Source organism: Candidatus Tisiphia endosymbiont of Ditula angustiorana (assembly GCF_964026425.1).
Lineage (GTDB): Bacteria > Pseudomonadota > Alphaproteobacteria > Rickettsiales > Rickettsiaceae > Tisiphia.
On the sequence record NZ_OZ032143.1, the window covers coordinates 535762 to 558659 of the forward strand.

Genomic DNA, 22898 nt, shown 5'->3' on the forward strand with positions numbered 1-22898 from the left:
ATTATCACTTATAACATATTTTATACTTGCACTAAGTATTTTGGTGCATAAATAACTTCCAAATCTTTAAATTTTACAATAGAATATGTATAATCTTAAGTTCGATGTAAGACATAGGTTTAATAGCCTAGGGTGTCATCCCAGCGAAAGCTGGTATCTAGAAAAGTCTAACAAACCTTCTTGGTCTATTTTTTTAGATTCCTGCCTACGCAGGAATGACATAAACCTTAGCGAGGAAACATCAACCCTAACAGGGATGACACCGAGTCTAGAGTTAACTTGTTACATCGAATTCAGGGATATATAAAGAATTCAAACTAATAGAGTTATATTAATGTCTGCTCAAATAATAGAGTTGTTAATTTTTGCTGGAGTCGCTTTTTTTATTATAAATAGGCTAATTGCTACTCTTGGCTCTACATCAGAGGATGATCCAGCTAAACACAAATCTTCCTTTTTCGGTGAAACAGGAATCAAAGACGTTACTTATACAGCAAAAACTGCTGCTGGTAATATTTTTAAGAATAATTTGCCTCATAGTGTGGTAAAAACCCCTCCTATTAACCCTATGGAGCTTGATGGGTTAATAGTTGAAGAGAATTCTACTGCTATAATAGCTGGTCTTGCAGCTGTATCGGCTAAACTTCCATCATTTAAAGCAAGAAAATTTTTACATAGTGCAAAAGCAGCCTTGGAACTGATCATTGAAGCCTCTAATGATGATGATATTGAAAATTTACTTACATTGGTAGATAAAAGATATATACAAGAATTCCATATTTTTTCTGAAACCTATGGAGAATTTGTCAATGGCAGCGTACTAGATGCCAAAATTTCTGAAGCTTATACATTCGCTAATAATATTTTCATAAAAGTATTATTCACAGGTGAAAAAATAACTAGTAGTATAAAATATATGCAAGAAGAATGGACATTTTCTAGAAGCCTTATCTCTAAAAATACAGATTGGTTCTTAACTAAGGTTGATCGCCTAGAAGAGGAGAAACAGCCAGTTTCCTAACTTCTATTGATCACCCCCAAATTTGAATATCCAATGAAGTTTCAACAAGAGTCTATTATTTTAAACAATGAACAAGACTCTATATCGTTTGCACAAACTATTGCTAAAAATTTAGAATCTAGTGACATTATAACTTTTTCCGGTGATTTAGGCTGCGGAAAAACATTTATATGTCGAGAGATTATAAAGTATTTTTGTGGGCCTGCTACTCATATCATCAGTCCTACTTTTAATTTACTACAAATTTATACTACATCAAAATTCACGATTTATCATTTTGATCTTTATCGTTTAAACTACTTAGAAGAAATTTATGAACTAGGTATAGAAGAAGCCTTCCAAGGTAATCTTTGTCTAATTGAATGGCCAGAACTAATTGAAAAAATATTACCTAGACCTATAACCAAAATTCACTTACAAATACTCGAAGGTAACAAACGATCTTGTAGCATTGCTTGTTTCTGATATCCCTTGACAAAGTGATGTAAAAGTGTTACACTACACTTATCCTAAACATTAATGAAACTATACATCATGGCAACAAAAAACCCAAGAATCAATGTAACTTTTGAAGAAACAACTGCTGGCTTACTTTCACATTTAGCTCATCAGGAGCATAAGTCTGTTGCGAGTTTAGTGCGTGAATTAGCTCTTGAAGCTTTAGAAATGCGTGAGGACTTCTATCTATCTAAAGTAGCAGAGAAACTTGATAAGGACGGTGTCAAAACTTATAGCCATGATGATGCATGGAAGTAAAATATCAAGTACGTTATTTAGAAGAAGTAATAAACAAACACATTCCTTCTCTCTCTACAAAAGCTAAGGCACTTATTAAAAAAGCTATTGAAGAGCGTTTGATAATCGACCTATTGGTTTTGGAAAACCTTTACGTTACAGCCTGAAAGGTCATAGACGCCTCTGAGTTAGCGATTATCGTATTGTCTATAGAATTGATCCAAAAATTAAAATGATTTTCATAGTCGCTATAAAACATAGAAAAGATATATATAAAGATGATTGCAGTTATTGAATACGCAAATATGCATAAACCCGAATTCGCGTCATAAGGATGATATTATAACACTCCATTCAATATGTGATTTTAATAATTAAAATCACATATTGAATGATGAAAAAAGTTAAAATGCACTCGCAGAACCGTTTCAAGAGTGCATTTTTCCTTATAACAAAGCCAGTTCGATATAAGAATTATTAATTCTTATATCGAACTGAGGTTATTATACCATTTCCTATTATTAACTACGCTATTTAGTGCTACAGTTGTAGTACTAATGTCAAAACGATGTCATCCCAGCGAAAGCTGGGATCTAATAATGTTTAATAGTCTTTTAGGCTATTTTTTTAGATTCCGCACCGAAGCGGGAATGACAGCTCTAGGTAATGACTACAACTGTAGTATTAGCGTAGTTAATAATGGGAAATGATATTACCCCTAGAACTCCAAACATATAAGTGTACTTTAAGTGATACAAAAAAGTTTTTTTGTACTATACAAAACTTACGCTATGAGAAAAAAAATGGTAAATTATGTTGAGTATAATTTACAAATGCCAAGAGGATAAAATTGCAAGCAATACCAGTTAATAGGACAGATTACTGTCAATTTCTAATAGTGAGTCAAAAGAATTATAGTTTGACCTACTATGCTGAACATGCCAAAAAATGTAGCCATGATGTTATTAATAGATTTTTAAAAAATGAAAAATATACACCTTCTTTGTTATGGGAACATATTAAGGATGATGTTATTTTATCGCCTAACGGATATACAATATTTGATGATACGGTGTTAAATAAAAGAAATACCAAGAAAATAGAAATTGCTAGATCACAGTACAGTGGGGCTACAGGTGGTATTACTACTGGTATAGGAGTAGTAAGTTTGGTATATTATAATCCGGATATTAATAAGTTTTGGGTAATAGATTACCGAATTTTTTCGCCCGAACATGATGGAGCGACAAAAGTAGAACACCTATTAAATATGTTAAATAATGCTGTGTATAGCAAAAAGATTCCTTTTCAAACTGTGCTTTTTGACACATGGTATGCTACGCATAAAATTATGCAACATGTTGATTCCTTGGGTAAATATTATTATGCTCCTATTAAAGCAAATAGAAACGTTACTAAAACTTCCTCTTCTAAGCCTTATAAAGCTGTTAGCAAGTTAACGTTTTCAGATGAGGAAATTAAGAGCGGAGTGGAGATTCATATAAAGGGCTTTGCAAAAGATAAGCATGTTAATTTGTTTAAACTTACTGTTTCTACCAACAGAGTTGATTATATTGTTACCAATAACAAAACTCAAAAATCTTCTAAAGCCGTACAAGATGAGTGTGGCTTTCGTTGGGTAATTGAGAGCATGCATAGAGAAATCAAGCAACTTACCGGTATAGAACGATGCCAATGCAGAAAACAACGCATCCAGCGTAATCACATTAGTTGTGCATTTTTAGTGTGGGCTTTTCTAAAAAGAACTGCACACAAAATAGGTAAGACGGTTTATCAAATAAAGTTAGGGCTTTTAGATCATTATATGCAACAGCAGTTACGTTCACCCTCTTTACGCTATTTAGAACCTTACATAGCGTAAGTTTTGTATACTCTGCCACTTTCAATAAAAATAGTTAGAATGACCCTTGATAATATTATTGTATTAGTATACTTGGTATCGATACTTGTTGTTGGTACATACTACAGATCTAAACTTATAAGTTTTACAGATTATGCTACCGTTCAAGGTAAGACTAGCAATAGTAAACTATTGTTGGTTGCAACTATTTTTGCTTCATCTGTTGGGGGAGGTGCTACTTTTGGTATTGCTGAAAAAGCCTTTTCCGGTGATTTATCGTATAGCTACGGACTAATACTCACTCTACCAATCGATATACTCATAGCTATTTATCTTGTACCCCAAATAACTAAACATTATGGAGCAGAAAGTGTCGGCGATATAATGGTAAAATATTATAGTACCTCAGGTCGTTTTATTGCTGGCACTGCGTCTGTTATGGTGTCTATAGGCTTTGTTGCTGCCCAAATTAGCGTTAGTGGTTATATTTTTCAATATATTTTAAAGATTAATTATTTAGAAGGAGTAATATTAAGTTATGGAATTGTTATCATCTACACAACTATTGGAGGATTACAATCGATTATGTTTACTAATTTATTACAATTCTTTGCAATGATAATGGCTATTCCAGTTATTGCCATATGTGGTCTCAATAAAGTTGGCATCAATGAATTTATCCAACAACTACCTAGTGAAAAAGTATATTTTATCTATAATAATAATTTTGCTAGTGAGATATTTATTAATACGATAACTGCCATGCTAGGTTTTTGTGTAATGAACTTATATCCTAATTTTATTCAGAGGGCTCTAATTAATAATAATGCAAAAAAGACTAGTACCGCTATATATATAAAATCAGTTATATATGCTATATTCTTAATATTTATCACCTTAAATGGTCTGATTGCCTATAATCTTTATCCCAACTATTCTTCTAATCTTGCATTACCACACCTAATTGATCAAATAGTACCCTCAGGGTTACAAGGCTTTGTGATAGTTGGCTTACTTGCAGCAGTTATGTCTACCGCTGATTCTGATTTAAATGTCACCTCAATAGCCTTAGTGAAGGACTTATTAAATCCTATTTTTAAAATACAAAATCAAAAGAAATTATTGTTAATTGCTAGAATTACTAATGTCGTAATTGGCAGCTTTGCAATAATTATTGCCTTAAAATTTAATAATGTAATTGATTTAGTAATGTTTATTACCGGATTTTGGGGACCACTAATATTAGTCCCTCTAGTATTTGCTCTTTTCAACATTACTATAACACAAAGAATGATGGTTTTATGTGGATTAAGCGGGATCACATCTTTTCTCATTTGGACATATTTTTTCACTCATAATTCTCGTCTAAAGGGGGTCTTTGTTGGTACTATGTGCAGTTTGTTAGTCTTCTGCATAGGATTAATTACCAAAAAGCTAGGTTCTATGGGACGATAGAACTAAATCTGAATTCGATGTAACAAGTTAATACTAGGCTTAGTATCATCTCTATTAGGGGTGATGTCACTCGAAAGTTCGATAGAGAAGGGGTTTTCAATGGTAAAACAATAGATATATACTTATACGCGATCCATATCGAACTTTCGATAGTTGTGATGATGTCCCTGCGAAAGATCCATGTCATTCCTGCGTAGGCAGGAATCTAGAAAAATAGACTGAGAGGGTTTGTTAGACTTTTTTAGACCCCGCACCGAAGCAGGGGTTGTAAGATAAAACTATGATATAATGAAAAAAGTAAGTGGTGCTCGTCAGGGGTGAGTTTATACAAACATTGTCATCAAGAGACCACTTACTTAATAAGCTCGAACGTTTAAATAGTTCATTGGGCTGAAACGCCCGCTTACAATCGTAAATATGTCGAGGATTTTATGACCCCAACGGATAAATTATATAACAATTTTATTGGTATTGATATAGCAAAATCAACTTTTGCAGTAGCAATATCTAATAATAATAAAATTATGACTTTTTCTAATAACACTATTGGATTTAAGGAATTTTTTAAGCAATATAAAAGTTTTTTGACTGACTCCCTAATAGTATTAGAGACTACAGGTGGATATGAAACTGAATTAGTAAATTTTTTATTAAGCAAAAAATGTGCTGTTCATAGAGCACATGCCCAAAAAGTAAAGTACTTTATAAGATCACTTGGTACTCGTGCTAAAACTGATTCTGTAGATGCTCAAGCTTTAGTAAAATATGGACAAGAAAGGCATAAGGAATTATCTTTACAACAAAAACCTGATCAAAAGATGAGCAAGCTAAAAATATTTTTATCTCGTCGTGATGATTTAGTAAAATTGCAGACTCAAGAGAAAAATAGGATGGCAGGACCTAATAATGATATGATAAAAGATAGTATAGAAGATTTATTGTTATGTTTATCCAAAGCTATAAAGAAATTAGAAGAAGAGATAGCCGAGTTAACAACCGATGAAAAGACTGTAGAACAGCTTGAGGTATTGGAGACAGTAACCGGTATTGGTAAGGTTGTTAGTAAAGTTTTATTAGCATTTTTACCAGAGATTGGTAAGGTTGATCGGAGGCAAATAGCTAGTTTAGTCGGAGTAGCCCCACATCCTAAGGATAGTGGACAATATAAAGGGTATCGTTCAGTTAGTGGTGGTAGACAAAATGTACGAACCAAATTATTTACTGCAGCAATGGCAGCAGCTAAATCAAAGAGCAAGTTAGGTGAATATTATAGAGAGCTAATTGCTAGAGGTAAAAAGCCTATAGTTGCCATTACTGCTTTAATGCGTAAAATTATTGTCATTGCTAATGCAAGGGTTAGAGATTATTATTTAAAATCGGCAAAGACTTGATAAAAATTTAAACCTATATTTATTTAAATTTTTATCAAGTCGTGGTTTACTGTGAATGTTAAGCTAGAGATTTTTTGTTATTTCTCTAAACCAATTTGGTTTTTTATTTTAAACTTTTTTTTAATTTTTTAAAAATCATAGTTGATGACATCAGGGCTATTAAACCATCCTTACATCGACACTTGAGGTTAAATTATGTTACAAAAATCTAAACTTGTAGGTAGTGAATTAATAAAATCTCATCTTGAGAATGCTCCTAATCTTCCTGGGGTTTATAAAATGCTGGGTGCTGATCAGCAAGTTATCTATGTGGGGAAAGCTAAGAATCTAAAAAAACGCCTTACTAACTATATTAAAACTGATCTTGACAATAAAACAATACGCATGGTATCTCTAACACATCATTTAGAGTATAATGTTACTAACTCTGAAATTGAAGCTTTATTACTTGAAGCACAACTAATCAAAAAGTTTCAGCCAAAATTTAACATATTACTTAAAGATGATAAATCTTTTCCCTATGTCAAATTACGTTTGGATACTGATTACCCACAATTAATTAAATATAGAGGAAAAAATTTATCTAGTGGTGAATTCTTTGGTCCGTTTGTTTCTTCAGAGCAAGTAGATACTACCCTAAAAGAATTACAAAAAATTTTTAAACTACGTTCTTGTAGTGATAATTATTTTAAGAACCGCAAGCGTCCTTGTTTACAATACCAAATTGGTAGATGCTCTGCCCCATGCGTTGGCAAAATTAGTAAAGAAGATTATAGTGAGCTGGTTGGTCAAGTAAGAGACTTCTTAACTGGCAAGACTAAAGAACTACAAAAAACTCTGTCTGATAAAATGGAACAATTAAGTCTACAATTACGTTTTGAAGTTGCTGCCGAAATACGAGACCGGATAAAGGCACTGAGTTATATCCAACTAAAATCAACCTTATCTAGTAATTCTATAAAAAATGCTGACGTTATAGCCATTGTTGAAAAGAATAATTGTTATTGTATTCAACTGTTTGTATACAGGTTTGGTCAATCTTATGGAAATATAGCGTACTTTCCGTTTCAAACGGATGAAAGCAGCAAAGCTGAAATTCTAACACAATTTATCAATCAGTTTTATCAAACTAATCCCGTTCCAGATGAGATAATTATAAATCATCCAATCATTGATATAGAATTAGTAACTAAAGCTATTAAACAACTTAGTGCTAATAATAAATTGTCTATAATACACCCTATCCATGGTAATAAAGTAAAATTATTAGAAAATGCTGAATTGAATGGCCAGCTAGCACTTGATCAGCATTTAAAACAATTTGCTAAAAATCAAATGATCTTCCAACAAATACAACAATTATTCAACCTACCACTACTACCAGATAGAATCGAAGTTTACGATAATAGTCACATTATGGGAACATTTGCCGTAGGTAGTATGATCGTTGCGACTAAATCCGGATTCGATAAAAAAGAATATAGGATTTTTAATATACCTGTTGCCAAGGCAGATACCAATGGGGGTGATGCCAAAGGAGGTGATGATTACGAAATGCTAAGAACAGTCCTAACAAGAAGATTTACAAGATTAAAAAAAGAACCTCTAAAGAGTATAGTTAGTTTAATGATTATTGATGGAGGTAAAGGACATCTATCAGTAGTACAAAAAATAATGGCAGAATTTGATCTTGCAATTCCATTTGTTTGTATGTCAAAAGGACCTGACAGAAATGCTGGATGCGAACAATTTCATATGCCTAGTCAAGAAGCTTTTACAATCGATAAAAACCTGCCAGTTATGAAATATTTACAGATTTTGCGTGATGAAGCACATAATTTTGCTATAAAAAATCATAGGCTACGCCGTTCCAAAGCCATTAAAGTTTCTAGTCTAGATGACATAAATTCAGTTGGTCTTATCCGAAAAAAAGCCTTGTTACATTATTTTGGCTCATATAAAGCAATATGCGATGCTACTATTGAGGAATTATCTAAAGTAAAAGGTATAAGCCAAACTCTTGCAAAGCATATTTTTACATCATTACATAATAAATAACCTAAATTTGATGTAATAAATTAATAGTAGGCTCAAGTAATCATCGCTATTAGGGGTGATGTTAGTGCTATTATGTCATCCCTGCGAAGGCAGGGATCTAAAATTATATAACATATCTTCTACTCGATAATCAAGTTTTTTCTAAGGCATACAATTCATGGTAGTTTATGTCATCCGAACTACGGCGGGGATCTCAAAAACCTTTACGTCTAAGGTGTTTCTGTATTTTTAGATTCCTGACCGAAGCGGGAATGACATCTTCTCAACTTCTTTTCATGACTTTTAAACTGCCATGAATTATATAACTCAATAAAAACTTGATTATCAAGTTCTATACTATTTTTTAGACTCCTGCCTACGCAGGAGTGACATTGGGGCTATTAAACCGATGTCTTACATCAAATTGAGGTTAAAAACCTAAATTTGATTATAACTCCTCTAAGTAGTTTTTATAAAATTCATTAACAAAAATCATCTTTGGATCATATTTGTTCTTTATTGTTTTAAATTGATGAAATCTTGGGTAAGATTGTATAAACTGCGACCTTGTTTGATAAGGCCTATAAGGAAGATAATAACTGCCGTTTAACTGTAAAGCTTTATTAGTTATCTTAATTGCCACTCTGCCTATATCTTGATCAAATTTCTCAGTTTTAGGACCGCGTAATAACATCACAAAGCATAACATCTCTTCTTTTGCATAATTTAGCAAGGTTTCAGAATCTCCCTCAATATGTCTCAAGGTAAGATTCATAAGATATGGACTAATATCCTTTTGAAGAGTCTGCAAGAAACTGACAAATTCATTAAAACGGTTTATAGGAATAAAATATTCTTGTAACAGATCTATTTTTTTTGGATCTTTAGTAGTATAGACTTTTGTAGACTGGTATAATAATTGATTTCGTGATGCTGTTTTAAAAACTTTGTTAGCCGCTTTACTTGTCTCAATATACCAACGAATCTTCTTAAAAAATTGGTTGTTATAAGTGGAGGCAAATAATAAGCTAACAAATTCATCACTTCCGTTTAAAACGGAAAGAGAAGAATTAGCAATTGGTAAATCATAATCTTCATATATCTTTACAATAAGCCTCTTTAAAAAGTATCTTTTGCTAATAGAAAACCTACCGAAGAACATATGGGCTTTTGAATTATCTTTAACCTCTCTCTGAAAGTAGCTAGGAAATTCACCTATATTAAAAATCTCTTGTTTCAGCCGATATAATCTATTTGGAACTATTTTAAGATCAACATCTATGATAACTCCAAACATTCCATAACCACCTATTGCAGCTTTAAACAAATCATAATTCTTGCTTCGATTACAGTAAATTACCTTCCCTTCAGAAGTTAAAATATGAAAACCATGAATGGTAGAAACCATTGGCGGTTTATTAGCTTGCCAACCATGAACATTAGTTGAGACTGTACCCCCTATGCTAAAATCATAATCTGATTGCATAACAGCAATAGATAAACCTAGAGGATTTAGGAATTCAATCACTTGTTTCCATGTTGCTCCAGCTTGTATCCTCACTAAGTTGTTCCCTAAAAGTTCTATATTATTAAGATTAGATAAGTCTAGAACTATACCCCATCGGCTATAGCTGTGTCCTCCTTGGCTATGCTGCGTTCCTTTCACAGTAATATGAGTCTTTTTATCCTGTGCTTTGTTAATTATTTTTTTTATATACTCAATACTATCCTCTCTAGGAATAACTTCGTACCCAAAGATTTCAGTATCATGTAAGCTACCTGTATCACGAGTAACAGGTAAAGCTTGTACTTTAACTACAAAAAAACATGTTAAAATTAAGATGATTCGAATAATCATTATTGTCTCATGGCATATTATATATATAACAACTATTAATTATGACTTTTACATTACCCTGTTAACTACGGGTAAATCCACCTTTAATATTTGGTTTTAGATGTTGAGGAGAAGTTACATTATCTGCTTTACCTGTTATTGCTTTTATTTTTGTCTCTTGATGTGAATCATTGGAAGGAACTTTATTAATATTGTTTCTGATAATCGACTTAGTATCTGCTAAATATTTAGAAAACCATTCATTATCGTCCACTAGTGAGCTAATATTTTGTTTAAATTCATTCACCTTTTCACTAGCGTTTGGTTTATTACTAATAACAGCTGAAATGACTGAAACAGCAGAAGAAATTACTCTTTTAATTTTCTTAAACACTGGAGCATCTATTACTTCTTGTTTTTTTTCACACCATTCAGCTAATTTTTTAAATTCTTTTTCAACACTATTGATATTACACTTTTGAAATTGAGAATATATTGACTTACTATGGTCTTGTAACTCTTTTGCATTTTGTTTACCAATTAATATAGATAAGCTGCCAAAATTATCCGTATTCATAGTTAGCTGACAAACTGAATCAACTATCTCTTTAATTTTCGCGAAGTCTTTAGCTATGCTTTCATTCAGAGCTTTTTGTGTTACGTTTTTTATAAAATTAGACCTTTCTTCTGTTGCTCCAGTACAAATTTGCTCAAAGCCTGCAGCTATATCTGCAACTGAGGGCTTAAGCTTCGGGTAGTCTGATAGCATACGGCTTAGACCTTTTTCATACTTTGAGATAATTAATTCATCTTGATCTTTAATAGGGTCAGTTCTTCTACTGATAATGTCAACTGCCTGAATCATTTCCTTTAATGTTCCATCACTAACTTCATTAAGTATTATACCTTTCTCATTAAAAATTTTTGTAATTACACTATAAGCAATTTCTTTTTCATTTGTTCCCATTTTATACCTCCTGTTATTTAGGGTAATTTAAAAGTCACACTCTAGAGTTGAAATAAGTAATTATTAAGAACATCAAATGTCATTGCGAGAAGGCACGAAGTGCCGCCGAAGCAATCTAGAAAACAAAAAAAATTAAATTACCGTATTTTTGCTGGATTGCTTCGTCGGTTGCAGCAAGCAACCTCCTCGCAATGACGTTTGTAAGCACATATCCACCTAAAATTATTTCGGTTTTTCAACTTTAAAGTGTGACTTTCTAAATTACCCTAATGCCTAAGGAGAATAATTCTCATCATGCTTAGTTAATAACTCACGAGCTATGAATATATTACCTGATAACTTACCTACAGCTACTATCCCTTGATTCTCACGAAATAAGGCGGGTAAAACCCCTTGGTAAGATATTTCTAGGTCTTTAATGTTATCTGTAATGACAAAATGCACTTTATCAGCAGTCACTTTTCTGATTGAACCTACTTTAACTAAGCCCCCTACCCTCAATTCTTTGCCAAGTTTTGACTCGTTAATTTTTGACGGAGGGTAAAAAAATACTATACTATCTTCAAGATTGTATAATATCATATATATTCCCCCAGCACTGCATAAAAGGTAAAATAATATAAACTTTAATCTATTTTTTACCTTTTTTTGCATTACTTGATCTAACTTTAATTTTATTATAATCTAGCCAACTTGTTATTAACAATAAGGCAAGAGCAGCAAGAGCAAACAGGTATGAGGCTAGTAGATAATTAAACATCTTAATATCTTTTTTGATTTTGCTGCTTCACTCTAACAAAATCTATAATCTCTTGAGCTGAACTATTTAAGTAAAAATGCTTTATATATTTCCCTTGTTGATCCATTAAATAACTAAAAGAAGAATGATCAATCATATAATTTTCACCATCATTTGCTCTAGCATAATATACTTTAAACTTATCAGCAACCTCTTTAATTTGTTGTTCATTACCCGTTAAACCAATAAATTTAGGATTAAAATGCTTTAAATATTCTTTAAGCACTGTAGGAGTATCACGCTGAGGATCTACAGTAATAAAAACAAATTCAACATTAATTTTATATTGATCAAGAGCATTAATGACCTCTGTTAATTTTTGTAAAGAAGTAGGACAAATATCAGGGCAATAAGTAAAACCAAAATAAATTAAACTTAATTTTCCTTTCAAACTATCACTATTGAAAGTCTTACCGTCTTGATCAGTTAACTCAAAATTTCCACCAATTTGCACGTCAATATTATCCCCTCCCCCCTTTCCAACAAGGGGTTTTTGCGGTATATCAACAGATAACCAAAGATACAATGACGTAATAGTTATCAATAAACCTACTGCTAAAATAATTTTTATAATAATATTAGCCTGACATTTCTTAGTCTGACATCTCTCTTGCATTAGATCCTTCATTTATAGGGTTATTATTTTTTTATATGGATTCAACTTAAGCAGTCTCGATGTCATCCCAGCACCTTGGGATGTCACCCCTACTTCCCTTTATGTCATCAACTATGATTTTTAAAAAATTAAAAAAAAGTTTAAAATAAAAAACCAAATTGGTTTAGAGAAATAACAAAAAATCTCTAGCTTAACATTCACAGTAAACCACGACTTGATAAAAATTTAAATAAATATAGGTTTAAATTTTTATCAAGTCTTTGCCGATTTTAAATAATAATCTCTAACCCTTGCATTAGCAATGACAATAATTTTACGCATTAAAGCAGTAATGGCAACTATAGGCTTTTTACCTCTAGCAATTAGCTCTCTATAATATTCACCTAACTTGCTCTTTGATTTAGCTGCTGCCATTGCTGCAGTAAATAATTTGGTTCGTACATTTTGTCTACCACCACTAACTGAACGATACCCTTTATATTGTCCACTATCCTTAGGATGTGGGGCTACTCCGACTAAACTAGCTATTTGCCTCCGATCAACCTTACCAATCTCTGGTAAAAATGCTAATAAAACTTTACTAACAACCTTACCAATACCGGTTACTGTCTCCAATACCTCAAGCTGTTCTACAGTCTTTTCATCGGTTGTTAACTCGGCTATCTCTTCTTCTAATTTCTTTATAGCTTTGGATAAACATAACAATAAATCTTCTATACTATCTTTTATCATATCATTATTAGGTCCTGCCATCCTATTTTTCTCTTGAGTCTGCAATTTTACTAAATCATCACGACGAGATAAAAATATTTTTAGCTTGCTCATCTTTTGATCAGGTTTTTGTTGTAAAGATAATTCCTTATGCCTTTCTTGTCCATATTTTACTAAAGCTTGAGCATCTACAGAATCAGTTTTAGCACGAGTACCAAGTGATCTTATAAAGTACTTTACTTTTTGGGCATGTGCTCTATGAACAGCACATTTTTTGCTTAATAAAAAATTTACTAATTCAGTTTCATATCCACCTGTAGTCTCTAATACTATTAGGGAGTCAGTCAAAAAACTTTTATATTGCTTAAAAAATTCCTTAAATCCAATAGTGTTATTAGAAAAAGTCATAATTTTATTATTATTAGATATTGCTACTGCAAAAGTTGATTTTGCTATATCAATACCAATAAAATTGTTATATAATTTATCCGTTGGGGTCATAAAATCCTCGACATATTTACGATTGTAAGCGGGCGTTTCAGCCCAATGAACTATTTAAACGTTCGAGCTTATTAAGTAAGTGGTCTCTTGATGACAATGTTTGTATAAACTCACCCCTGACGAGCACCACTTACTTTTTTCATTATATCATAGTTTTATCTTACAACCCCTGCTTCGGTGCGGGGTCTAAAAAAGTCTAACAAACCCTCTCAGTCTATTTTTCTAGATTCCTGCCTACGCAGGGGTGACATCCAAAGGGTCAAGGATGACACAATAGGTAAACCGATGTCTTACATCAATAGTTGAGGTTATTGTTAACTAAAAATTTATTTTCACTTTTAATATTATTTTTTCTTGCTATCATTAATGCCCAAGCTATTGATGGTAAGGAAAATGATAGGGTATCCTCAAGAACAAAGAAGTTTAAACAAAGAACAAAAAGAAACTATAGGGTTACTGTCAATAGGAACTTTCCTTGAATATTTTGATTTGATGATATATGTACACATGGCGGTATTTATTAATGGAGTCAATAATTTTTTTTGTGTAAGTTCATTTTTTATTTTCCAATAAATCATATTTAAAATCTCCACAAAGTATTTCAAATTGATTTAAAGCTAATGACCAATCTTTTATAGGCATAGTCCATTTTTTAGCCGCATTTTGTAAGGCTAAAAATATTATCTTTTGAATTGATTTATCATCTGGAAATACACCTTTATTTTTAATAATTTTCCTAATTTGACGATTTATAGACTCTATAGTATTCGTGGTATAAATCACCTTTCTAATCTCCTCAGGAAAGGCAAAAAATGGTATTATTCCTGACCAACTACGCTGCCAAATATCAGAAATTACTGGATATTTTTTATCCCATTTTACACTAAATTGTTGCAGTTTTAAACGAGCCATTTCTTCGTTATTTGCCGTGTAAATTTGTTTTAAATCTGATGTTACCTCTTTTAAATCCTTATATGACACGTACTTTACTGAATTGCGTACCATATGCACTATACATAGTTGTACTATAGTAGCAGGAAATATGCTACTGATAGCCTCAGGAAAGCCTTTTAAACCATCAACGCAAGCAACATAAATTTGTTCTACACCTCGATTCTTTAATTCAGTTACTACTTGCATCCAAAATTTAGAGCCTTCATTTTTTCCTATCCAAATGCCCAATAACTCCTTCTTGCCTTCTATATTAACCGCAATTGCCAAATATACAGCTTTATTTATTACTATATGATTGTCCCTAGATTTAACATATATGCAATCCAAATACAATATTGGGTATATCCTATCTAAACAGCGATTTTGCCACCTAGTTACCTCCTCTAGTACTCCATCTGTTATGGTTGATATTAAATCACTAGATACTTCAGTTTGATATATTTCTTCTAAGTGACCACGAATCTCACTGACTGTCATACCTCTACCATAAAGTGAAATTACCTTCTCATCAAATCCATTAAATCTCCTCAGCCCTTTTGGTATTAATTGTGGATTATACTCACCTTCCCGGTCTCTTGGTACTTCTAATGTCAACTTACGACCATCATCATCAATTACTGTCTTCTCATAGCTACCATTACGACGATTATTATCTACTTTTTCTACTTTACTATGTTTTGAGTAGCCCAATTCATGATCTAACTCACTTGCTAATATTTTCTCAACTATTTGTTTCTTTAGTTGTTGAAATAAACCATCTCGACCAAATAACTCTGATGGGTTTGCTTTTGATAATAATTCTTCTACTAGGTTCTGTTGACAAAAATTATAGTTAGGAAAGAGGAATAAAAAGTTGCCATAGTAAGAAGAAATGGTAGTTTCTAGTTATCAAAAAAAGGAACTACCAATATGAAGTATTACATAGAAGAACAAGCATGGGAAGTAATTTTATCATTTTTTAAGAAAAAAAATGGTATACACAACAAGAATAGACCTCTTTCGAAACTGGTTGACGTAGTTCAAAATTATAAATGCCAGAGATCAAATTAAATCTAAGACCAAATCTTTTACGTCTATTTCGATATTTGTCAGCAATAATTTTGAACCGTTTTAGCATACCAATAACGTTTTCATTTAGAACTCTTTCTCCTGCTAACCTACGATTATTCTTTTTATCATTTTTAGTTAAAGGATTTTTCTTGCTTTTTTTCTTTGGTAATTCAGAATTATTGTGAATTTTTTGTATATACTCGATGAAAATCAACAATTGCGTTGTTGTTGTCCAAGACCTGCGGTGCTCACGTACTAATGTACGCTGTGCTCCTCGGCTTGGACACTCCTAGCACTTGTTGATTTTGATCTTCGTCTACCAACTCTTCATTTACGAGCAGTATACCTTGATATCCTGTATCAGTAATCGCTTTAACCTTAGGATGGATAAGAATTTTGGATTCCTTAAATAATCTAAAGTCATGTTTTTTACCGTTAGAAAAATCTGTACATATTACTTGGTGTGTTTTCTTGTCTACCACTATTTGAGTTTTTAGTGTATGCCTTTTCTTCTTTCCTGAATAATAGAATTTTTGTTTTTTTTGGGTCTTTCTATAGGACTCTCAGTAGCATCAATCAAGACTACTTCATAATTCATATCACTCTTCATTAGAGCTTTACGACCTGGAAGAGCAAAGTTTGGGTGTTTAACTAGGGTGTCTTCTACCCATTTAACAGCTTTATATGCTGAACTTTCACTAATCCCATAGTTCTGACCTATATGGAAATAAGTACGGTATTCTCTAAGGTATTCTAAGACCATCAGCAACTGTTCCTCCAAATTGAGCTTATTTTTACGCCCACCTTTTGATTTCTTAAGACCATCAGCTTGCCTCAAAATATCCACCATCTTTGAGAATGTTCCCTTCTTTACTCCTGTTAATCGACGAAATTTTTCATCCTCTAACTCTTTAATCTGATCGAATTTCATATTATTACTTCAAATCAGATATTTATAACACCATTCTACATCATTGTCTAGTTTCGAAAGAAGCCTAATGAAGAAAAAATGAGACATTTTATTGAAGCAATATGGTTTATTGTTAGAACAGGTTGCCAATGGCGTCTTCTACCTGATGATTATGGTTGTTGGTACAGTATTTATCGCAGATTTAAGAGATGGGTTGACAAAGGTATATGGGAGGATTTAATGGATTATGTTAAAGTAGATGCAGATATGGAATCAATTATGATTGATGCAACTATTGTGAGAGCACATGCTTGCTCATCTGGATATATCAAAGGTAATCAAGAAGAAGCGGCTTTAGGTAGAAGCAGAGGTGGTTTTAGTACTAAAATTCATGCCCTTGTTGATGGTCTTGGTAATCCATTAAAGTTTATACTAACTGCTGGGCAAAGAAATGATATAGTTAAGCCCATAGGATTAGGTGACAAAGAACATAACAATTGTAAATTGTCATTCCCGCGAAGGCGGGAATCTAGATACCTGCTTTCGCAGGTATGACACAAAAGAGTAATTGTTGTCTAGCATTATCGAAGTTACTAGTATCCTGCAACAATCGATTTTGTTGTGATTGGTAGTTAGTAAGCTGATATTCAAGATTAGCTTTTTCCCTTGTTAGCTGTTGATGCTCTTTGGTGATGCTATCCATTGAATGGCGTATTTTGTTTTCTGTTTCACTACGTTGTTTTTTTAACAATTCAACGTCTTGCTGATATTGAGCAATATGGCTACCGGCTTCCTCTTCGGTTAAACCTTTCAAGCTTTCTCTTCGCTGGGCTACTTGATCATACAGGTTTTGGAACTGACCCGGTAATTGCTCTACCTCACTTATTTTCGTATCAAGAGCAGGAGCTTTTTGTTTAAACGCTTCAAAAGCTTGTTTCAGTTGATTGGCTGATTCGGTCAAACTAGCTCTTTGTGATTCTATGTTTCTTAAGCCACTATCATATTGTAGAGTATGATAATCTAGTTGGTGTTGCATATCATAGCTTCTCGAGCTAGCTTGATACTGTTGCTCTTCTAAAGAACGTAAGACCTGCTGAGCTTGTTGCAACTGCTGCGACAAATTATTGATAGTCGCTTGTGCTTCGCTTGCATAATTACCATAACGATCTTGTGACTCATTATAGAGTTGTTTTTGTCTTGCTGTATCAGCTCCAGTTATATACCTGCCACCAGGAATATAGTTGTTGACAAAGCCTTTAATAGCTTTCCACGGATTTGTCCAAAATGACATATTATTTTTTTATCCTCAATTCTCTAACGCATTGTAATCATTCATTACTTTACGATACTGTAATATATTATATTGGGATTGCTGTTGCTCATTACCAGTTTTTACATCCATCGCTAAATAACAAAAGCTCTCGGTTATATCAGTTGCTCTAGATGAATTAGAATGCACTCCTCTTTTTGTAGCATCAAACTCGAAAAGTCCGTTAATACCACGCTGACATTTCTCGGCATCTATTCGGCACGTTCCTAGCAGATTTCTTGCTTTAGTTATCATCTCTTCTCGCAAATATTTCCTGCCAATAGCAAAAGGTGGAAAGCCTACTTTTTCGGCTATCTCATTGGCTTGTTGTAATCTTGTATCCAAAGTTGGCATTTGTCTTCGACTCATATCATGGGGCAATACATTGCGTCCATATTGATAAGGTCTAGTTCTTAAATGCGTCAAGTAAAACTCTAAATCCTTACCCCTGTTCATATAAAAGTCAATAATATCGATTTTTTCTTGAACAAACCAAATAACCGTATAATCAACAATCCCTATATCCCAGTAAGTATGAACCTGATAGGCTGAATCATACGGCACATAGCCAATACGCCCCTGACTTTCAGCTAGTCGTAACTGTTCAACAAAAGTACCACCTTGATCAGCTCTCTTGTAACGATAGGCAGCAAAGTCACAAAAAAACTCTCTTTGAATCTCTTCGTTACTCATGTCGACCGAAGTCAACTTGTTTTTATCAACTAATGGCTGCCCCTCATGATCAGTAGTATCTTCAATAGTTTTTATTTGGCAAAATACTTCCGGACTATCTTGATATTTTCGGTATAATTCTTCACCATGTACAAGCTTTGGATTATCAGAAGGGGTATACAAATAAAGCAACCAGCCATTATTACGAATTACCATCGGCTCTATAACGCAACTCATAGCTCGTGGATCATGATAAGAATACTCTGAGATAACTGCTCCCTTAATACCACTACCCCTGATAGTAGCATAACGATCGCTACCAACAAACTGAATCACTGAACCATTTTTAAATAATATCCGTTGCTTATATTGCTGACTACGAGCAATAATGCCTTTAGGGATAAACGACATATAAGGACGCCCCGATAATGTCATACCATCCCATATGCTCATTTTAGCTTGATTATAGGTAGGATAGACATACCAATATATGCCTACTTCTCGAATAGCACTAGCAGTGATCCAGTTAATACCCATAATATCCTTACCAGCTCTTCTATGCCAAATGGCTATAGCTTTCTTACCACCGCTATACAAATACCTCCACAAAGGCAACTGAAATGGATAGGGTGACCAATCTACCGGAAATTTAAGACTTTTAGAAGCAGAGCTAGTAACCTCTTTGCTGGCTTTAGCTTTACTAATAGTTTTCATCACTTTGGTCTTACTGTCCTTTGGCAATTGCATATTCTGCTTCATACGATTCTATTTCAAAATTAGTTACATCTATCATCTTTGCTATTTCTCGGGCTTTTGCTGCTTGTTCAGCTTCATCACTATTTTTCCTATGGTAACTAGCATCATGCTTCCTTGTTTGATATTTCGGCGAATTAGCTTTAAGATATTCCAACAATGACTTAGAACAATATTTTTTCTTAGTAGCTATTGCCTGATTATCTTGGTTATAGGTCACTTCCTCATAACCGTTAATTGCCCTGTCATATAACACCCCTTCTGCTCTATCTACCGCAATGGCTAAAGCTAAATTGACGCATTTGGCTAAATATTTATCGCTATTAATGATCCGGTGCAACCTAAGTGGTGAAATACAACCAGCCTTCTTAGCTGCAATAACGATGTTACCATGTTCACAAAGATATAATAGGAAATTAGAGATATCATCTATTGAGCCAAACTTACTAATGGTACTAGATGATATCTTTGCTAAATATTTTTCAAACAAACCATAATTTTTGATCATGTACATCTCTTTAAAAATTCCTTATAATTCCCTTTATTATAGCTGATTTTTAGGTTTTTTACCACTTGAAAAACAAAAACTAAAAAAGTGAAAATTTTTAATAACAAGTGATTAATTACCTCAAAAAAATTTTTCGCGTGACGCCCCCTATACCCCATTTAGCATAGCTACCACCCCCGGGTGATTTCGCGAACAATTTTTGCCAAAAAATGTAAAAAAGTGACAAAATTTGCTAAAAATCTTGGCAAAATAGCTATAGATGGTGAATTTAGTGTAACCCCATCTTCTTCGTAGGAAGATAGTGATGTATCCACAAGGTGCATTACTCTCATCTTCTCTAAGTTCAAATAACCTTCTGTAGTGTTTTTATAGTGTTTTCAACCCTAATTAAATAATTCTTGATTATTATTAACTTCTTTGTAATCATTTTTTCTCGCTTAATACAATTAGTCTTTTCTTCTATTTGCTATTTGCCATAGCTTACAGTCCAGCCATTCTATCAACTTTCATTAACTCAAAAGTATAATTTTGGCTACGGCACGCATCTTCCAAAGCTCTCCTGTAATTACTCTTAATCCAATCTCCAATAAAGGCAGTAGCTGGTTTGAGAATAAGTTTATTGCAAGTCGTATCTTCTTCAACTGCTTCTAACTTGCTAAACCAAGCTTTTGTCCAAGTTCTCACCGTATAATTTTAATAAATATTTCCTTACTTTATACCATACTGACTCTGGATTTAGTCCACTTAGCTCTAAATGATAATCCGATACCTCTCTTTTGTTGGTAATACGCAATTGCTGAACCTCTTTGCCATATACCTCTTGCACTGTCTTGAGCAATGTGCATTTGTCAGTTTCTGACAAAGAGATATCCGCTAGATCAATCTTGTATTCATCGTCATATACTCCAAAAAAACTGCACCTCTTCAGCAATTGATAAGCAGTACTAGGCTGATGCTCCTCAAAAGCTTCAACAATCTTGCGTTGCAACTGATTCAATGGTTTAACGCCCTTACTATCTTTTATCTTTTGCAAATAAGCCTTTCTTGTCTTAGTAGCATTGTTCAGATCGAAGTTAAAATTTGGGTTATTTACCTTAGCTGGTGGACGCCTTTCATGAATCAAAGTTTTCTTCATGTAATTCAGTACTGCTTGCTTGCAGGGAAAGAGACGATTAGGAGAGTCCACGCTATGTTTAATCAACAGCTTATTGACAAAACTCAATTCGTAATTACGACCTGTTGTCTTTCTTAACCAAGCAGCATCTTCTTCGGTCAATGGGTAAAACATCTCTAGCTTTCTATGTGAATACCAGCCTTTAGCCTGTTTGGCAATATCACTGAGCCACCTAGGCAATTTCCCACTAGCTTCTTGCTCAGACCCGCTACCTCCTGAATAGCCATCTGTTGAATCAGAATCTGAATCGCAGTCTGACTCGTCATCAGTTGGAGTTACCTCAGAGGAATTGTAGTCTGTGGAATTGCAGGGTGATGCTTCACTTGCTGAGCTTACCGTTACCTCAAGTGGTAAATTAACGCTTTGCTCCTCAGTTGACTCAATTTCTGACAGATTTTGTTCACCTGAACTTATCGTTATCTCCGGCGATGAATCAAAGTTTTGCTCCGTAGTTGACTCAATTTCTGACAAAGTTTTTTCACCTCTTTTCGTTGTTACCTCAAGCGATAAATTAACGTTTTGTTCCTCAGTTGGTTCAGGCTCTGACACAGTTTGTCCACAGACTTGTCCACAATTTTCTTGATTTTTTCCATATCTAGATATTATAGATATATCTATAGATGCGTTTTTTTGAAAATTTTTTACAGTTGGGTCGTAATTTTTTTCAGGTTGAGCTGAAATTTTTTGATGGCTAGATTGAATATTTGTACGATTAAAGTGATAAGAAGTATCATTAGCTTTACGAAAATTTATAAATTTCTTAAGGAGTTTGATACATAAAATATTACGGCATTTTAGGTTATGTTTGACCGTAGTAATCAAAGTGTGATAAATGAACCCACTTGTTTGTAATTCTATTAGACATTGTTTAACCCGTCTTTGGCAAACTCTTAGCTCTTTCTCGAAAAAATGATTTCTTGTACTTCTTGTGTATTGTTGTGGTTATCATTTTTCGTGCAAGAAACTATCAAAGATAGAAGTTGAAGAGAAGTTTTACTTAATTGCTTACCACAATTATTGGTAAGATCTCGCCACTCAGGTGGGACAAAATTACCGACTATATTATAGAAAATAGTATCAGGATTTTCAATTAAGTTGTCGGAAAAAATTAACGATTCTGTCATATTTTCTCCCCGTGAAAAACGGTTAAAAATAGACTATTTTGTAGGTCAAATTTGGAGAATTTTGCCAAAAAAACACTATAGAAACAGTATGGAAATTTTTGAATGAAATTATGAAATAGTTGGAACGGTAATATATATGCTGGTTGGAAGGAAATTTTTAAACCACACTCTCTACTCTTGATCGTCACGTAGAGCATATCGACGCATAGAGAAAATTTATTCTTAATTTTTTCTCTATTACACAACAAATAAACCCTCCTGTCAACTTAATTGATGACACACCCTAGGTTTTTTAAAAGTTTATGCATATTACTAGTTGCTGCCGTTGTTGCACCCTGTATTAAATCCTTTGTGAACTGATCACTAAAAGATACGTCTTAACTGGAATAAAAAACCGTTTAAATATGGAGAGAAAGAGTATATATTTAGGGGGTTAATAAAATGTGCTACCACTGGTCGAGTTGTTACTGCTGAAACCAAAAAGAAGACCTATGTTAATGGTCAAACTGAAGA

At 33.2% G+C, this 22898-nt stretch carries 21 protein-coding genes and 3 pseudogenes; 10 read left to right on the forward strand and 14 right to left on the reverse strand.

Features of this window, described 5'->3' with window-relative positions; translation table 11 throughout:
* Positions 1 to 334 precede the first annotated feature (334 nt).
* The 8 genes from AAGD29_RS02360 (at position 335) to uvrC (ending at position 8521) form a co-directional block, all read left to right on the forward strand.
* Positions 335 to 1021, forward strand: a complete 687-nt coding sequence (locus AAGD29_RS02360) for a hypothetical protein (protein WP_341758378.1) — start codon at positions 335 to 337, stop codon at positions 1019 to 1021.
* A 33-nt stretch (positions 1022 to 1054) separates the two neighbouring features.
* On the forward strand, positions 1055 to 1486 hold the full coding sequence (tsaE, locus tag AAGD29_RS02365) for a tRNA (adenosine(37)-N6)-threonylcarbamoyltransferase complex ATPase subunit type 1 TsaE (protein ID WP_341758379.1): 432 nt from the start codon (positions 1055 to 1057) through the stop codon (positions 1484 to 1486).
* A 54-nt stretch (positions 1487 to 1540) separates the two neighbouring features.
* Positions 1541 to 1777 (forward strand): DUF6290 family protein, encoded by a 237-nt coding sequence (locus tag AAGD29_RS02370; RefSeq protein ID WP_341758380.1) that lies wholly within the window; start codon positions 1541 to 1543, stop codon positions 1775 to 1777.
* 205 nt (positions 1778 to 1982) lie between these two features.
* Positions 1983 to 2051 (forward strand): hypothetical protein, encoded by a 69-nt coding sequence (locus tag AAGD29_RS02375; protein ID WP_341758734.1) that lies wholly within the window; start codon positions 1983 to 1985, stop codon positions 2049 to 2051.
* Between the two features lie 555 nt (positions 2052 to 2606).
* Positions 2607 to 3638, forward strand: coding sequence for a transposase (locus AAGD29_RS02380; RefSeq protein WP_341748048.1), 1032 nt, complete (start codon positions 2607 to 2609; stop codon positions 3636 to 3638).
* Positions 3639 to 3677: 39 nt separating this feature from the next.
* A complete protein-coding gene (locus tag AAGD29_RS02385) occupies positions 3678 to 5072 on the forward strand; it encodes a sodium:solute symporter family protein (protein WP_410521167.1) in 1395 nt (464 codons plus the stop codon).
* 431 nt (positions 5073 to 5503) lie between these two features.
* Positions 5504 to 6463, forward strand: coding sequence for an IS110 family transposase (locus tag AAGD29_RS02390; protein ID WP_341757783.1), 960 nt, complete (start codon positions 5504 to 5506; stop codon positions 6461 to 6463).
* Between the two features lie 195 nt (positions 6464 to 6658).
* Positions 6659 to 8521, forward strand: a complete 1863-nt coding sequence (gene uvrC / locus AAGD29_RS02395) for an excinuclease ABC subunit UvrC (RefSeq protein WP_341758381.1) — start codon at positions 6659 to 6661, stop codon at positions 8519 to 8521.
* A 427-nt stretch (positions 8522 to 8948) separates the two neighbouring features.
* Here the strand turns inward: uvrC and AAGD29_RS02400 are convergent, their stop codons facing one another.
* The 6 genes from AAGD29_RS02400 to AAGD29_RS02425 form a co-directional block, all read right to left on the reverse strand.
* Positions 8949 to 10358: an FAD-binding oxidoreductase gene (locus tag AAGD29_RS02400; RefSeq protein ID WP_341758382.1), complete on the reverse strand. Its 1410-nt coding sequence runs from the start codon at positions 10356 to 10358 to the stop codon at positions 8949 to 8951.
* A 61-nt stretch (positions 10359 to 10419) separates the two neighbouring features.
* Positions 10420 to 11304: a hypothetical protein gene (locus tag AAGD29_RS02405; RefSeq protein ID WP_341758383.1), complete on the reverse strand. Its 885-nt coding sequence runs from the start codon at positions 11302 to 11304 to the stop codon at positions 10420 to 10422.
* 273 nt (positions 11305 to 11577) lie between these two features.
* Positions 11578 to 11958 carry a cytochrome c maturation protein CcmE gene (gene ccmE, locus AAGD29_RS02410; RefSeq protein WP_341753758.1) on the reverse strand — a complete coding sequence of 127 codons (381 nt, stop codon included), beginning with the start codon at positions 11956 to 11958 and terminating at the stop codon, positions 11578 to 11580.
* The gene (locus tag AAGD29_RS02415; protein WP_341758824.1) at positions 11936 to 12064 is read right to left on the reverse strand and encodes a hypothetical protein; all 129 of its coding nucleotides are present in this window, start codon (positions 12062 to 12064) and stop codon (positions 11936 to 11938) included. The genes ccmE and AAGD29_RS02415 overlap by 23 nt, the downstream gene beginning before the upstream one ends.
* Position 12065: 1 nt before the next feature.
* Positions 12066 to 12719: an SCO family protein gene (locus tag AAGD29_RS02420; RefSeq protein WP_341758384.1), complete on the reverse strand. Its 654-nt coding sequence runs from the start codon at positions 12717 to 12719 to the stop codon at positions 12066 to 12068.
* A 252-nt stretch (positions 12720 to 12971) separates the two neighbouring features.
* Complete coding sequence (locus AAGD29_RS02425) at positions 12972 to 13931, reverse strand: IS110 family transposase (RefSeq protein ID WP_341757783.1); 960 nt, start codon at positions 13929 to 13931, stop codon at positions 12972 to 12974.
* Between the two features lie 393 nt (positions 13932 to 14324).
* Between AAGD29_RS02425 and AAGD29_RS02430 the strand changes: the two are divergent.
* A pseudogene (locus tag AAGD29_RS02430) lies at positions 14325 to 14474 on the forward strand (MFS transporter); the annotation flags it as partial.
* Positions 14475 to 14483: 9 nt separating this feature from the next.
* Here the strand turns inward: AAGD29_RS02430 and AAGD29_RS02435 are convergent.
* The gene (locus AAGD29_RS02435) at positions 14484 to 15758 is read right to left on the reverse strand and encodes an IS256 family transposase (RefSeq protein WP_341758736.1); all 1275 of its coding nucleotides are present in this window, start codon (positions 15756 to 15758) and stop codon (positions 14484 to 14486) included.
* 85 nt (positions 15759 to 15843) lie between these two features.
* A pseudogene (locus AAGD29_RS10210) lies at positions 15844 to 16866 on the reverse strand (IS5 family transposase).
* Positions 16867 to 16932: 66 nt separating this feature from the next.
* Here AAGD29_RS10210 and AAGD29_RS02450 point away from each other — a divergent pair.
* Positions 16933 to 17382, forward strand: a pseudogene (locus tag AAGD29_RS02450) (IS5 family transposase); the annotation flags it as partial.
* Here AAGD29_RS02450 and AAGD29_RS02455 read toward each other — a convergent pair.
* The 6 genes from AAGD29_RS02455 to AAGD29_RS02480 all read right to left on the reverse strand — a co-directional run bounded on the left by AAGD29_RS02455 (position 17375) and on the right by AAGD29_RS02480 (position 22385).
* A complete protein-coding gene (locus tag AAGD29_RS02455; protein WP_341758386.1) occupies positions 17375 to 18136 on the reverse strand; it encodes a hypothetical protein in 762 nt (253 codons plus the stop codon). The pseudogene AAGD29_RS02450 and the gene AAGD29_RS02455 overlap by 8 nt on opposite strands.
* 15 nt (positions 18137 to 18151) lie before the next feature.
* On the reverse strand, positions 18152 to 19585 hold the full coding sequence (locus AAGD29_RS02460) for a hypothetical protein (protein WP_341758387.1): 1434 nt from the start codon (positions 19583 to 19585) through the stop codon (positions 18152 to 18154).
* Positions 19551 to 20087, reverse strand: coding sequence for a hypothetical protein (locus AAGD29_RS02465; protein WP_341758388.1), 537 nt, complete (start codon positions 20085 to 20087; stop codon positions 19551 to 19553). Before AAGD29_RS02465 ends, AAGD29_RS02460 begins: the two co-directional genes overlap by 35 nt.
* 480 nt (positions 20088 to 20567) lie before the next feature.
* Positions 20568 to 20771 carry a DnaA N-terminal domain-containing protein gene (locus AAGD29_RS02470; RefSeq protein WP_341758389.1) on the reverse strand — a complete coding sequence of 68 codons (204 nt, stop codon included), beginning with the start codon at positions 20769 to 20771 and terminating at the stop codon, positions 20568 to 20570.
* Positions 20743 to 22083 carry a hypothetical protein gene (locus AAGD29_RS02475; protein ID WP_341758390.1) on the reverse strand — a complete coding sequence of 447 codons (1341 nt, stop codon included), beginning with the start codon at positions 22081 to 22083 and terminating at the stop codon, positions 20743 to 20745. Before AAGD29_RS02475 ends, AAGD29_RS02470 begins: the two co-directional genes overlap by 29 nt.
* A gap of 68 nt (positions 22084 to 22151) precedes the next feature.
* On the reverse strand, positions 22152 to 22385 hold the full coding sequence (locus AAGD29_RS02480; protein WP_341758391.1) for a hypothetical protein: 234 nt from the start codon (positions 22383 to 22385) through the stop codon (positions 22152 to 22154).
* Between the last annotated feature and the right edge of the window lie 513 nt (positions 22386 to 22898).